This window comes from Listeria rocourtiae subsp. hofi, assembly GCF_963575615.1.
Taxonomy (GTDB): Bacteria; Bacillota; Bacilli; order Lactobacillales; family Listeriaceae; genus Listeria_A; species Listeria_A hofi.
In genome coordinates, this window is record NZ_CAUYTL010000002.1 from 113,221 (window position 1) to 126,429 (window position 13,209).

General features: G+C 42.4%; 11 protein-coding genes, 1 other RNA gene and 1 other annotated feature. Of the genes, 7 read left to right on the forward strand and 5 right to left on the reverse strand.

Annotated elements, in window-relative coordinates; translation table 11 throughout:
• Nucleotides 1-9 precede the first annotated feature (9 nt).
• The gene (gene dtd, locus R8925_RS01915) at nt 10-465 is read left to right on the forward strand and encodes a D-aminoacyl-tRNA deacylase (RefSeq protein WP_430534239.1); all 456 of its coding nucleotides are present in this window, start codon (nt 10-12) and stop codon (nt 463-465) included.
• Nucleotides 466-729: 264 nt separating this feature from the next.
• Here dtd and R8925_RS01920 read toward each other — a convergent pair whose 3' ends face one another.
• Entirely contained in the window at nt 730-2,016 is a 1,287-nt protein-coding gene (locus R8925_RS01920; protein WP_430534240.1) for an N-acetylmuramoyl-L-alanine amidase family protein, read from the reverse strand.
• Nucleotides 2,017-2,172: 156 nt separating this feature from the next.
• Nucleotides 2,173-2,408, forward strand: a binding site (T-box leader).
• A gap of 232 nt (nt 2,409-2,640) precedes the next feature.
• Between R8925_RS01920 and hisS the strand changes: the two genes are divergently transcribed.
• Both hisS and aspS read left to right on the forward strand, forming a co-directional pair.
• The gene (hisS, locus tag R8925_RS01925) at nt 2,641-3,930 is read left to right on the forward strand and encodes a histidine--tRNA ligase (protein WP_430534241.1); all 1,290 of its coding nucleotides are present in this window, start codon (nt 2,641-2,643) and stop codon (nt 3,928-3,930) included.
• Nucleotides 3,927-5,696 (forward strand): aspartate--tRNA ligase, encoded by a 1,770-nt coding sequence (gene aspS, locus R8925_RS01930; RefSeq protein ID WP_430534242.1) that lies wholly within the window; start codon nt 3,927-3,929, stop codon nt 5,694-5,696. Before hisS ends, aspS begins: the two co-directional genes overlap by 4 nt.
• 163 nt (nt 5,697-5,859) lie before the next feature.
• Here aspS and R8925_RS01935 read toward each other — a convergent pair whose 3' ends face one another.
• The 4 genes from R8925_RS01935 to cymR all read right to left on the reverse strand — a co-directional run bounded on the left by R8925_RS01935 (nt 5,860) and on the right by cymR (nt 8,702).
• Nucleotides 5,860-6,234: a hypothetical protein gene (locus tag R8925_RS01935; protein WP_430534243.1), complete on the reverse strand. Its 375-nt coding sequence runs from the start codon at nt 6,232-6,234 to the stop codon at nt 5,860-5,862.
• Nucleotides 6,235-6,388: 154 nt separating this feature from the next.
• Nucleotides 6,389-6,757, reverse strand: coding sequence for a P-II family nitrogen regulator (locus R8925_RS01940; RefSeq protein ID WP_036069299.1), 369 nt, complete (start codon nt 6,755-6,757; stop codon nt 6,389-6,391).
• Between the two features lie 12 nt (nt 6,758-6,769).
• Nucleotides 6,770-7,975 carry an ammonium transporter gene (locus R8925_RS01945; protein WP_430534244.1) on the reverse strand — a complete coding sequence of 402 codons (1,206 nt, stop codon included), beginning with the start codon at nt 7,973-7,975 and terminating at the stop codon, nt 6,770-6,772.
• Nucleotides 7,976-8,282: 307 nt separating this feature from the next.
• Complete coding sequence (gene cymR, locus R8925_RS01950; RefSeq protein ID WP_036061761.1) at nt 8,283-8,702, reverse strand: cysteine metabolism transcriptional regulator CymR; 420 nt, start codon at nt 8,700-8,702, stop codon at nt 8,283-8,285.
• 192 nt (nt 8,703-8,894) lie between these two features.
• On the opposite strand from cymR, the gene R8925_RS01955 reads away from it, so the two are divergent.
• The 4 genes from R8925_RS01955 to mnmA all read left to right on the forward strand — a co-directional run bounded on the left by R8925_RS01955 (nt 8,895) and on the right by mnmA (nt 13,193).
• The gene (locus R8925_RS01955; RefSeq protein ID WP_430534245.1) at nt 8,895-10,169 is read left to right on the forward strand and encodes a replication-associated recombination protein A; all 1,275 of its coding nucleotides are present in this window, start codon (nt 8,895-8,897) and stop codon (nt 10,167-10,169) included.
• A gap of 126 nt (nt 10,170-10,295) precedes the next feature.
• Nucleotides 10,296-10,484: non-coding RNA, 6S RNA (gene ssrS / locus R8925_RS01960), on the forward strand.
• 438 nt (nt 10,485-10,922) lie between these two features.
• Nucleotides 10,923-12,068 carry a cysteine desulfurase family protein gene (locus tag R8925_RS01965; RefSeq protein WP_430534246.1) on the forward strand — a complete coding sequence of 382 codons (1,146 nt, stop codon included), beginning with the start codon at nt 10,923-10,925 and terminating at the stop codon, nt 12,066-12,068.
• A 15-nt stretch (nt 12,069-12,083) separates the two neighbouring features.
• Nucleotides 12,084-13,193 carry a tRNA 2-thiouridine(34) synthase MnmA gene (gene mnmA / locus R8925_RS01970; protein ID WP_430534247.1) on the forward strand — a complete coding sequence of 370 codons (1,110 nt, stop codon included), beginning with the start codon at nt 12,084-12,086 and terminating at the stop codon, nt 13,191-13,193.
• Nucleotides 13,194-13,209: the final 16 nt, after the last annotated feature.

Sequence of the window (13,209 nt, forward strand, 5' to 3'; positions counted from 1 at the left end):
GATTTTAGAATGCGGGTTGTGGCGCAACGTTGCTATGAAGCAAGTGTAACGATTGATAATGAAAATGTAGGGGAAATCGCTGGTGGGCTTTGTCTGCTGGTTGGTTTCACACATGATGATACGGAAGAAGACGTGAAGTACGTTGTGAAGAAAATTCTTGGACTGCGTATTTTTGAAGATGATGCAGACAAAATGAATTTATCGATTCAAGATTTTGGTGGTGCAATTCTTAGTGTTTCGCAATTCACGCTATATGCAGACGTGAAGAAGGGACGGCGACCGAGTTTTACGAATTCAGCGTCTCCTGATGTAGCATCAGATTTGTATGACTTGTTTAATACATTGCTTGCGGCTGAGGGAATCGTTGTCGAGACTGGGGTTTTTGGGGCAATGATGGATGTTAGTATTGTGAATCATGGCCCGGTGACGATTATTTTAGATTCGCAGGAGTTATTAGGAAAATAGTAAGTATTAAAAAATGGGTCTGAGACATAACCTAAAATAAACCGGCGACAAGCGCTCGCATTCAGGAATTTGGCGGACTTCCGGTTCTCATGTACAGTCGTACACTCCGCTTCCGGCTTCCACAAAATCCCCTGAATACAAACGCTTTCGCTCGATTTGTGTCAAGCAAGATTCACATCCTACTCGAAAAAAAGGATTTGTGATATCTTGCTTATTTTGTATGAAAATGAGTTTTGTCCCGTACTCTTTTTTGCGTTTTAGTACCTAGTTTTTAAAATATCCACTTAGTCCATCGAATATTGCGTTGGCCACATCGTCTCGGAAGCTGCTGGAGTTCAGTTTCTGTTCGTCAATGCTTGAGCTTAAATATCCTAGTTCCAGTAATACGGATGGTTGTGTGTTTTCGCGTAGTACGTAGAAATCACCTGAGCGTGTACCGCGGTTCTTGCTCGTTAAGTTGCTTGCTAGGCTTTCGTTAATGCTTTCTGCCAAGCTTTGATCTTTGCCTTTGTAGTAATAGGTTGTTTGTCCATTTACACTTGCATCGCTTGCATCTTCTACGGAGTCAAAATGAAGCGAGATGAAGGCATCTGCATTATGTTTCTCTGCTTTTCTGGCGCGATCTTTTAGAGACACGTATTCATCACTATCTCTCGTTAAAATCACTTTCGCACCGCTTTGCTCTAAACGTGCTGCTACGGCTTTGGCTGTTTTCAATGTTGCTTTCTTTTCAACGGTACCGTTCTGCCCTTGAGCGCCGGGATCGTTACCTCCGTGACCAGGGTCAATAACAATTGTTGCTTCGGCCAGTGACGTTGTTTTAGATTTTGGTGCGCTTTTGGTTTTGGAAGTGGAGACATCGACAACCCAGTTGGCTACATAACCTTGCTTACCGGATGAGGTTGTGACTTGATACCAATCGCCTTGAACGCCATCGATATTATAGACGGTTCCAGAATCAGCGGTTTCAATCGTCTCGTTATTTCGACCAGGGCCAGAACGGATATTTGTGCCATTAGACCGTATTGTAACGGTTTGTAGATGGCTTTTGGATTCTTTTGTCGCAGATTCCTGCATCTTAATATAGGATGAATTAACCCATGCAGTTTGGCCTTGATATTGGATTTGCGTCCAGCCATTTGATTGACTTGTGACAGTAATTTGATCGCCGCCTTTTAGAGTTCCGAGGACAGTGGCATTTATGGACGGTTTACTCCGCACATTTAAGCCACCGTCGCTTGTGACGGTAGCGAGACTATTACTAGATGCACTGACATCGACATTTTGCACGAGCCAACTTGCAACGTAACCACTCTGCCCGTTTTCAAGGCGAACTTTATACCACTTATTTTCTTCATTAATAACGTTTAGAATTTCGTTTTTTCTTACTTGAGACGTGACGTCGAATGCGAGTCCTGGTCCGCTTCTGACGTTTAAAACTTCCGCTTTTACTTGTACCGTGTTCGCATTTGCCATTGCAATTGTAGACAAAATGCCGGCTCCGATAAGCAAGAACGAGAGCACGGTTATAAACAGGAACTTATTTCTCATCAATGTGCACCACCTATACCCCTAAAAAATATCTACCTATAAAAAGATTATCATAAAACAAGCCATTATGAAACATTAAACCTATATTTTCGTGATTATTTTTCAAAACATTGTTGACTTTTGAGGCAAATTCTAGTAGTCTTAAGGGTAATTAATAGATGACCGATGACGGAGAGAAGTACGACATGCATTTGCTGGTAAAGAGAGATGGGTCCTTAGGCTGGGAGACCGATTGCAGTTAAAATGTCGAAAAGACACTCCAGAGGCTTCTTGCTAAACGGCGTTCTGGCGCTTAGTAAGTAAGAACGTTGACAGGCGTTAACTGTTTTGAGTGGAGGAGTATAATTGTCCTCAATTTAGGGTGGTACCACGGGTTAACTCTCGTCCCTTGTTTTATTTAGTTAAGACGAGGGATGGGGGTTATTTTGTTGTTGCGACTTTTACGAAGCGTCTTATGCTGAGTTAGAGCCGCAATATGCATGCGAACAAAGTGAGCATGTAATCCATCAGTGGCTCTTACTAAAAACAACCACCACACAAAAGGGTCCAGAATACCAAAATTTTCCGCTCAAAACCAGTCCAACCCCAACGCAACTATTCGCAAATTTTTAGGGGGGATAAGGCATGCAAATGAAATTGCCAAGAGGAACACGCGATATTTTACCAGGAGAAGTAGAAAAGTGGCATTATGTAGAACGCGTTTTCCAATCGATATGTGAGAAATTTCAATATGAAGAAATTCGGACACCAATTTTTGAGCATACAGAATTATTCCAACGTGGCGTGGGAGACACAACGGATATCGTTTCGAAAGAGATGTACACGTTTCAAGATAAGAAAAACAGAAGTTTGACATTGCGTCCAGAAGGTACAGCATCCGTAGTTCGCGCCTTTGTCGAGCATAAGCTATTTGGCCAAGTGAACCAACCCGTGAAACTCTATTATTCAGGTCCGATGTTTCGATATGAACGTCCACAAGGTGCGAGGCAGCGACAGTTTACACAAATGGGACTCGAGGCGCTTGGAAGTAATGACCCAGCAATCGATGCAGAAATTATTTCTTTGGCGATGTCGTTCTATAAAGAGCTAGGATTGCGAAATATTGAACTGGTTATCAACAGTTTAGGTGATAAAGAAAGTCGCTTAAAACATAAAGATGCTCTCGTGGCGCATTTTGAGCCACAAATCGATGAATTTTGCGCAGATTGTCAAGTACGTTTGCATAAAAATCCATTACGTATTTTAGATTGTAAAGTGGATCATGCACATCCGCTCATCGCGAAAGCACCGTCGATTTTGGAATTTTTAAACGAAGAATCGACTGCATATTTTGCGAAGGTGAAAACGTATTTGGGTGCGTTAGGTATAGTTTATACGGTTGATCCAACGCTCGTTCGTGGTTTGGATTACTACAATCATACTACGTTTGAAATTATGAGTACGGCAGAAGGCTTTGGTGCGAAATCCACACTTTGTGGTGGTGGTCGTTATCATGGTTTAGTGCAAGAATTTGATGGGCCAGAAACGCCGGGTGTTGGCTTTGGATTAGGTGTGGAGCGCTTATTTGCGGCACTTGATGTTGAAGGGATTGAGCTTCCTGTTACGCGCGATCTGGATTGTTATGTGATTACAGCGACGGAAAGTGCTGAAATCAAAGCTGTAACAATGGTCAATGAGTTGCGATTAAGTGGTTTTAGTGCAGAAAAAGATTATATGGGTCGCAAAATGAAAGGTCAGTTAAAAGATGCTGATCGTAAAAAAGCGCGATTCACGATAGTTTTAGGAGGCACAGAGCTTGAGAACGGTAAAGGCAAGCTAAAAAATATGCAAACAGGCGAGCAAACAGAAATTGAATTAGTTGCTGTTGTGGCTGGTTTACGGGCAGTGCGTGAATTAGAGGGGGAAAACAAATGAAGAAAAGAACATTATATTGTGGCGACGTAACGGAAAAACATATCGGAGAAAAAGTAACATTACATGGTTGGGTACAAAAACGTCGTGACTTAGGCGGACTTATTTTTATCGATTTGCGTGATCGTGAAGGAATAGTCCAAGTGGTTTTCAATCCAGATTTTTCAGCGGATGCTTTAGCAATTGCAGAAACGGTTCGTAATGAGTTTGTAGTGACAGTTGTTGGAACGGTTGCGGCGAGAAGTGAGGGTGCAATAAATGAAAAATTGGTGACGGGCCGGATTGAGGTTTTAGCGGAGGAATTGGAAGTGTTGAATGCTTCGAAAACACCGCCGTTTTACATTGAAGACGGTGTGAATGTGTCGGATGAATTGCGTTTGAAGTATCGCTATTTAGACTTGCGTCGCCCAGAAATGAACCAGATTTTTCAGATGCGTCATACAGCAACGAAAACATTCCGGCAAAAATTAGATCAAATGGGCTTTTTTGATATCGAAACACCGTATTTGACGAAGAGTACGCCAGAAGGTGCCCGTGATTATTTGGTGCCAAGTCGTGTATATCCGGGCAATTTTTATGCATTGCCGCAATCACCACAAATTTTGAAGCAGTTATTGATGTCTTCTGGTTTTGATAAATATTACCAAATTGTACGTTGTTTCCGCGATGAAGATTTGCGTGGGGATCGCCAACCAGAATTTACACAAATCGATTTAGAGACGAGTTTCTTGACTAAAGAGGAGATTCAAGAGATTACCGAAGAAATGTTAGTAGCAGTAGTGGAGGCGACAAAAGGCATTAAAATCGATAAACCGTTTCCGCACATGACGTATGCAGAGGCGATGGATCGTTTCGGTAGTGATAAGCCCGATGTACGTTTCGGCCTAGAGCTGAAAAACGTGGCAGAAGCAGTAGCGGATGTTGAATTCAAAGTCTTTACGAATGCGATTGAAAGCGGCGGTGAAGTAAAGGCTATCAATGCAAAAGCTGCGGCAGCAAACTATTCGCGTAAAGATATTGATGCGCTTGGAGAGTTTGTTGGGAGATATGGCGCGAAAGGTCTTGCGTGGATGAAAGTAGAAGAGGATGGTTTCAAAGGGCCTATTGCTAAATTCTTCACATCTGAAAATCAGGCGGCGGTTGCTAATGTTTTAGATGCAGAAGTCGGTGATTTGTTACTATTTGTTGCTGATAAAGCAGAAGTAGTTGCGGCATCTCTGGGTGCATTGCGTTCGAAACTAGGCCAAGACCTCGATTTAATCGACCAGAGCGAACTGGCATTTTTATGGGTGACAGATTGGCCGTTGTTTGAATATGACGAAGAAGCAGGACGTTTTGTTTCTGCCCATCATCCATTCACGATGCCGCAAGACGCGTCATTGCTTGAGACAGCGCCAGAAAAAGCGATGGCAGAAGCATATGATATCGTTCTGAATGGCTATGAAATTGGTGGAGGTTCTCTACGTATTTATAAAAAAGAAATGCAACAACAAATGTTCCGTGCGCTCGGATTCACAGATGAAGAAGCGGCAGAACAATTCGGTTTCTTACTAGAAGCATTGGAATTTGGAACGCCACCACATGGTGGAATTGCACTTGGTTTGGATCGGATTATCATGATTCTTGCGGGCAGGAACAACTTGCGCGATACGATTGCCTTCCCTAAAACAGGAAGCGCGGCAGATCCGTTGACTAATGCTCCGAGTGAGGTAAGCGAGGCGCAGTTGGCTGAGTTGGCACTTGCAGTTGAGGCAAAGAAAGCAGAATAAGAAAATAGGATTTCTCACTTGGATTTTGTGTGGGAAATCCTATTTTTTCATACAAAAAAACCGTAGGCATCACTATTTTAGCGTGTTGCCTACAGTGCTGAGGTTTTGCGGAAAATCATGTGGGGTAGTTTTTCTGCAGTCTGAGATGTCATCTAGCATCTTTTTAATTTGAGGATGTGTCGATCATCGTGACTTCAACATCGTTTGCTAAGATTCCGGTATTGGCTTCATTCGACCAAAATGGACCTTCTAATGTTTTCTTTTCCTTGTTGCTCACTTCATGCTTGTCGTAAAATCTAGCTTCTACAGCATAGCGACTGCCGACTTTCACCGAATCCCATTGTGATTCATCAAGGTCTAGCGTTATTTGTTTGCTACCGGCTCCTTCAATATTTCCTGAAACAGAATTGTCCTTGTTCTTCTGCGTAACTAGAAAATTAAAAGAAACATCTATCGGGGAAGCGGTGTTTTGCAGAAAATAGTAACCTCCTGCTAAAAAAACAATCGCGATAATTGTGAAAAAGGGGATCTTTCGCATCTTTGTCTATCTCTCCTTCATATATAAAAAACATCCAATTTAGCTACTTCTTCATTATAAGCTCTGTTTTTCATTTCGGGAAGGGGAAAATGCGATTTCTCATTGTATTTTTAGAATTAGTTCCTATTTCTTTATTCTTGTCTCATCTGACTAACTAGTTTTCTTTCGGATGATCTTGTAAAGCATCAACGCCGCGTTCACCAGTGCTTATTTTGATGACCTCCGCAACGGGATAAATAAAAACTTTGCCATCGCCTGGTTCGCCGGTTCGCAAAGTGTTTTTCACGACTTCTAGCACAGCTTCTACGGGCACGGTACTAACGACAATCTCGATTTTCATGCGTTCGTGGACGTTATTTTCCTTCTTTTTCCCGCGGTACAGCTCGATTAAGCCTTTTTCAAGACCGGTTCCTAGTGCCTTTGTGACAGTTAAGCCACTAACACCGATTTCTGCGAGCGCTTTTTGGAATTCGTAAAAACGATTTGGACGTGTAATAATTTCGATTTTTGTTAAGTTTGACAATAGAACCACCCCTTAATCATGATAGGCTTTTTCGCCGTGAAGCGTTAAATCCAGCCCTTTGTATTCTTGATCTTCATCCACTCTGATAGGTAAGAATATTTTGATAACATAGATAATAATGATGGTGGCAACTGCAACGAAAACGACCGTGGAACCGATTGCGATGAGTTGTTTTCCAAGTAAGCTGGCATTTCCATAAAAAAGACCATCTGCGCCGAGTTCGTTAATTTTAGTAGTGGCGAAAAGCCCTGTAGCAATACCGCCCCAAATACCGCCAATGCCATGTAAACCGAAAGCATCAAGTGCATCATCGTATTTCAATTTGCCCTTCAACCAAAAGACTGCCCAGAAGCAAATTGCACCGCCAAGGAAACCAATCAATAAGGCGCTACCGACTGTAACAAAACCAGCAGCGGGCGTAATGGAGACGAGACCAGCAATCGCGCCGGAAATTGTGCCAAGCATCGTCGGTTTTTTGTTAATCATCCATTCGACAGCGACCCATCCGATAATCCCGGCAGCAGCTGCTGAATTGGTGTTAACGAATGCAGCCATCGCAACATTATCAATCGTTAGTGCGCTACCAACATTAAATCCATACCAACCGAACCAAACTAATATACCACCAATTAACGCGAGTGGCAAATTATGTGGGGAGGAGTTCTCGGCTTCTTTGCGACGTCCAAGTATGATTGCGAGTACGAGTCCAGTAATACCAGAACTAATATGAACGACATTTCCGCCAGCAAAATCAAGCGCACCAAGTTCACGCAACCAGCCTCCATCACCCCAAACCCAATGGGCAACAGGGGAATAAACAAGTAATGACCATAATATAATGAAGATTAAGTATGCCGCAAAATTCATTCGTTCTGCAAAAGCGCCAGAAATAATAGCAACAGTCAAAATCGCGAATGTCATTTGGAACATCATGAATAAAGTATGTGGAATCGTTTCAGAATACGTCGCATTAGCATCAAAACCAACGCTGTGCAGGAAAGTCCAATCAAAACTTCCTATAAAAGCGTTTCCTGGTGCGAACGCAAGAGAATAACCAACGAAAACCCATAAGATAGAGATAATAGCCATCGAGCTAAAACTATACATTGCTGTGCTAAGTACGTTTTTACGACGAACCATCCCTCCATAGAATAAAGCGATTCCTGGTGTCATCAGCCAAACTAACAAGGTACAAAAAAACATAAATACTGCTTCCATGTGGCACTCTCCTTTTTGTTAGGTAATCTAACATTTTAATTTTTCTTATGTGATAATAATACTTCAAACTGAAAATAATGCAAGAGATTTTATCTGAAAACTTAAATTTTGTTAGATAATATAACATCAATCGTTTTTTTTATATTTTTTGATTCTCATTTAGAGTTTTAATTGCAATTTTCTTTTTATTCGAGGTTAATTTTTGGTGGGAAAATAGGTGACATAAAGATGTAAAAATAGTTTCGCACAGTAAAGAGGTAGATAAACAAAAAAAGCCGCTCACATTTTGATGTGAACCGCTTTATTTTTAGATATAAAACATGTAGCCATCTAATAGAGGATCATCTCCATGGCTGGCTAAGTCTTCTAATGTCGTGCTGTCTAGAACTTCTTTGACGGCATTACGAATGCGTAACCAGAGTTCGCGCTGTGCTGCCTCTTCGTCTTCGATACTTTCTACGAGCACGATGGGACCTTCTAACGTACGGATAATGTCTCCGGCTGTAATTTTTGCGGGCTCATCGCCTAGGATATAGCCCCCATGTGCGCCACGGATACTTTTTACAATACCTGCGTTGCGCAATGGACCGATGAGTTGTTCTAAGTAATGTTCTGATAAGCCTTTTTTTTCGGCGATGGAACGTAATGAAATGGGGCCTTGTCCAAAACATCGCGTTAATTCTAGTACAATAGTTAAGCCATAGCGGCCTTTTGTTGTGATTTTCATAATAACCTCCAAATGAATGTTGCGATTTTCTGTTATAATTGAGAAGAATCGCCTATGTATCATCAGCTAATTTCGATATCAGGATAATTATATAGTAAAAAGCGCCAAGAAGCTAATGAAATAGATGAAAATCGGTAACGGAACATATGCTCTTATGTTATAATTGGGATAAATGATTGGAGGGGGAAAGGTATGGCTATTCAACCGCTTGCTTACCGAATGAGGCCGAAGTCACTGGACGATATTGTTGGACAGAAGCATCTTGTCGGTAAGGATAAAGTGATTTATCGGATGGTAAAGGCAAAACAGCTATCTTCCATGATTTTGTATGGGCCGCCTGGAATTGGTAAAACGTCGATTGCAAGTGCGATTGCTGGTAGTACAAAATACGCATTTCGGATGTTAAATGCCGTGACGAATAATAAGAAGGATTTAGAAATTGTTGCTGCAGAAGCGAAGATGAGTGGTACGGTTATTTTACTTTTGGATGAGGTACACCGTTTGGACAAGCCGAAACAAGATTTTCTGTTACCCCATTTAGAGAGTGGTCAGATTATTTTGATTGGGGCAACGACTAGCAATCCGTACATTGCGATTAATCCAGCGATTCGGAGTCGGACGCAAATTTTTGAATTGAAGCCTTTGTCAGTAGCGGATATCGAGGTGACGATGGACCGAGCGCTTGTGGATTTGGAGCGCGGTTTAGGGGCATATGAGGTGGTTTTAGATGGGAATGCTAAGACACACTTGGCGACGGCGAGTAATGGTGATGTTCGGAGTGCGCTTAATGCATTGGAGTTGGCGGTTATTTCTTCAGAACCCGATGATACAGGACGAGTACATGTGACGCTAGAAGTAGCCGAGGAGTGTTTGCAACGTAAGAGCTTGGCACATGATAAAGATGGCGATGCACACTATGATGTTTTGAGCGCATTTCAGAAATCGGTACGAGGCAGTGATGTGAATGCCGCGCTTCATTATATGGGAAGATTGATTGAGGCGGGGGATTTGGTAAGTATTAGTCGGCGCTTACTCGTAATGGCATATGAGGATGTTGGACTTGCGAACCCGCAGGCTGCGACACATACTTTATCCGCGATACAGACCGCTGAGAAAATTGGCTTTCCTGAGGCTCGGATTCCGCTTGCAAATGCTGTTATTGAACTTTGCTTATCTCCAAAATCGAATTCTGCTATTATGGCGATTGATAGTGCACTCGCAGACATTCGTGCTGGGAAAAGCGGAGAGGTGCCAGACCATTTGCGTGATGGACATTATTCTGGAGCGAAAGAACTTGGTCGAGCCTTAGATTATAAATATCCGCATAGTTATGAGAATGCTTGGGTAGATCAACAGTATTTACCAGATCGACTTTTGAAAGCGAAGTACTATGAGCCGAAATTGACCTCAAAGTATGAGCAGACGATTGCTGGGGTTTATGAGAAAATAAATCAAAATAAGAAATAACCGGTGTAACGATTAGCGCTTACATTCTAGATGTTAATTTAGTACAAAAAAATACATCTTTTTTGTTGAAATAAGTGTTCCAAATTGAAATATCCATACTTATGTGGTATTCTTAGTTCAATAAAGAAAACCCTAATGTATTCGTTATGGTGCCTATATTATTGAACCGAACAATTTGATTTACCTAGGGAGCCCAAGTTCGGGCGCAGCGCACATGCCTTTTCACGAGGACTTGTAAACCGTCAGACAGAGCACCCACCTGCTGTTAATAGCGGGTTCAAACAATGGTATTAAGACGGTACGATTGGGGTTTCTTTATTATTAAAATACAATTTGAGCACTCCATTTTTGAAGGGATTCTATCGTTTCATGAGTGGGGTGATTTTGTTGTGGCTCTTATGAAGCATCCCTTGCTGAATTAGAGCCACAATATGCATGCGAACAAAGTGAGCATGTAATCCACCAGCGGCTCTTAGAACGCAAAGCTAGGAATAAATTCAAAACAAAGATAAGCCCTCGCTCCAAAATCGAAAATTAGAATGTAAAGTAATCAACTTTTAAATGCAAATTAAACCACAATATTTTCACCCTTAAATAATCCCAATTTTAATTAAACAAAATTCTTATTGTATTTTAGATAGTGGATATCTTGGTTTTTTGCTTTTGGTATCGTTTCTTGCTAAAATAGGATAGATTATAAAAACATTTTTTAAAGGCTAGTTGATAGTTTTTAATATAGAAAGAAGCGATTTTATGATAGAACGTGTGTATTTAGATCATGCAGCGACTAGCCCTATTCATCCTGAGGTTGTGCAGGCGATGCTGGCTAGTTTTACGAATAATTATGGCAATCCTTCTAGTATTCACTATGCAGGGAGAGATGCTAGGAAGGCGCTTGATGAGGCACGCGCGATTGTGGCGCAGAGCATTGGAGCGGATGAGCGTGAGATTGTGTTTACGAGTGGCGGTACCGAGGGGGATAATGTCGCGCTAATTGGATCGGCGTATGCGAATCGTGATCGTGGTAGACATATTATTACGACTGAAATCGAGCATCCAGCGGTTCTAGAGACGTGTCGCTTTTTGGAGACGCAAGGGTTTGATGTGACGTATTTACCGGTGGATAAGGATGGTATTATTTCTCTTGCGAACTTTGATGCCGCGCTTACAAGTGAGACGATTCTAGTTTCTGTGATGTATGGGAATAACGAGGTTGGTTCGGTTCAGCCGATTCGGGCGATTGGTGAGCGGTTGGAGAAACACCAGGCGCTATTTCATACGGATGCGGTGCAGGCTTTTGGAATGTTTGATATGGAGGTTGCGGAGCTTGGTGTGGATATGTTGACAGTGACGGCGCACAAGATTAATGGTCCGCGCGGAATTGGTTTTTTGTATGTTAAAAACGGGACGAATTTAGTGTATCCTTTTCATGGCGGGGAGCAGGAGCGCAAGCGTCGGGCTGGTACGGAAAATTTGCCAGGGATTTGTGGTATGGCTGAGGCTGTGCGCATTTCTTTGGAATCGAGGAAGCAGAAACGCTCTGATTTTAAGGATTATAAGCAGGTGTTCGTGGATACCTTTGCGGAGAGTGGGATTCTTTTTGAGGTTAATGGTTCGCTTGAGAAGGGATTGCCGCAAGTTCTGAATGTGCGCTTCCCAGGCGTTTCGGTGGAGCAGTTGTTGATGAATTTGGATATGGCTGGAATCGCGGTTTCTAGTGGTTCAGCTTGTACGGCTGGTACGGTGGATCCGTCGCACGTCTTGGTGGCGCTTTTTGGGGCGGATCATGCAGGTGTACGCGAGTCGATTCGGATTAGTTTTGGCCTTGGTAATTCTTACGAGGAAATGGAGAAGGCGGCAAGTGAGATTGTAAAAGTGGTACAGCGACTTTGTAAGTGAAGAGGAGTAGTTAAAATGGATAATAGTAAGACGCGAGTAGTTGTTGGCATGTCTGGCGGCGTGGACTCGTCGGTAACAGCTTATTTGCTGAAAAGGCAAGGCTATGATGTCATCGGAATCTTTATGAAGAATTGGGATGATACGGATGAGTTTGGAATGTGCACGGCAACGGAGGATTACGAGGATGTAATTCGTGTGGCGAACCAAATTGGGATTCCGTATTATGCTGTTAATTTTGAAAAGGAATATTGGGATAAAGTGTTCACGTATTTCTTGGATGAGTATAAATTGGGTCGAACGCCAAATCCAGACGTCATGTGTAATAAAGAAATTAAATTTAAGGCGTTTTTGGAACACGCGGAGAGTTTAGGTGCTGATTTTGTGGCGACGGGACATTATGCGCGTGTGGAAACGATTGATAATGAGGTTAAAATGTTACGTGGTGTGGACCGGAATAAAGATCAGACATACTTCTTGAACCAGCTATCGCAAGCACAAATTTCAAAGGTGATGTTCCCGCTTGGTGGGATGGAAAAGCCGGAAGTGCGTCGGATTGCGGAAGAGGCAGAGCTTGCAACAGCCGGCAAGAAGGATAGTACAGGGATTTGTTTCATTGGAGAACGTAATTTCAAGCAATTTTTGAGTGAGTATTTGCCGGCACAACCTGGTGATATGAAGACGCTTGATGGGAAATTAATGGGTAAACATGATGGGTTGATGTATCATACGATTGGACAACGTCATGGCTTGGGTATTGGTGGAGACGGTGATCCGTGGTTTGTAGTTGGGAAGGATTTAGCGAATAATGTGTTATTCGTGGAACAAGGTTTCCATCATGATAGCCTATATTCGGATTCACTTGTAGCAACGGATATGAGCTTCGTTTCGGATCGGCCTGTGGATGCAGTGTTCCATTGTACGGCAAAATTCCGTTATCGTCAGGAAGATGTTGGTGTAACGGTGCATTTGTTGGATGGGAATAAGGCGCATGTTGTGTTTGATGAGCCAGCTCGCGCGGTGACGCCAGGTCAAGCGCTCGTTCTTTACGATGGAGATGTTTGTTTAGGCGGGGGAACGATTGACGAGATTTATAGACAAGATGTGCCATTGCAATATGTTGGATAAGAAATTTGAAAAAGAG

Coding starts and splice junctions, on each gene's coding strand:
- dtd (WP_430534239.1), top strand. CDS start 10: ATGCGGGTTGTGGCGCAACGTTGCTATGAAGCAAGTGTAACGATTGAT.
- R8925_RS01920 (WP_430534240.1), bottom strand. CDS start 2,016: ATGAGAAATAAGTTCCTGTTTATAACCGTGCTCTCGTTCTTGCTTATC.
- hisS (WP_430534241.1), top strand. CDS start 2,641: ATGCAAATGAAATTGCCAAGAGGAACACGCGATATTTTACCAGGAGAA.
- aspS (WP_430534242.1), top strand. CDS start 3,927: ATGAAGAAAAGAACATTATATTGTGGCGACGTAACGGAAAAACATATC.
- R8925_RS01935 (WP_430534243.1), bottom strand. CDS start 6,234: ATGCGAAAGATCCCCTTTTTCACAATTATCGCGATTGTTTTTTTAGCA.
- R8925_RS01945 (WP_430534244.1), bottom strand. CDS start 7,975: ATGGAAGCAGTATTTATGTTTTTTTGTACCTTGTTAGTTTGGCTGATG.
- cymR (WP_036061761.1), bottom strand. CDS start 8,702: ATGAAAATCACAACAAAAGGCCGCTATGGCTTAACTATTGTACTAGAA.
- R8925_RS01955 (WP_430534245.1), top strand. CDS start 8,895: ATGGCTATTCAACCGCTTGCTTACCGAATGAGGCCGAAGTCACTGGAC.
- R8925_RS01965 (WP_430534246.1), top strand. CDS start 10,923: ATGATAGAACGTGTGTATTTAGATCATGCAGCGACTAGCCCTATTCAT.
- mnmA (WP_430534247.1), top strand. CDS start 12,084: ATGGATAATAGTAAGACGCGAGTAGTTGTTGGCATGTCTGGCGGCGTG.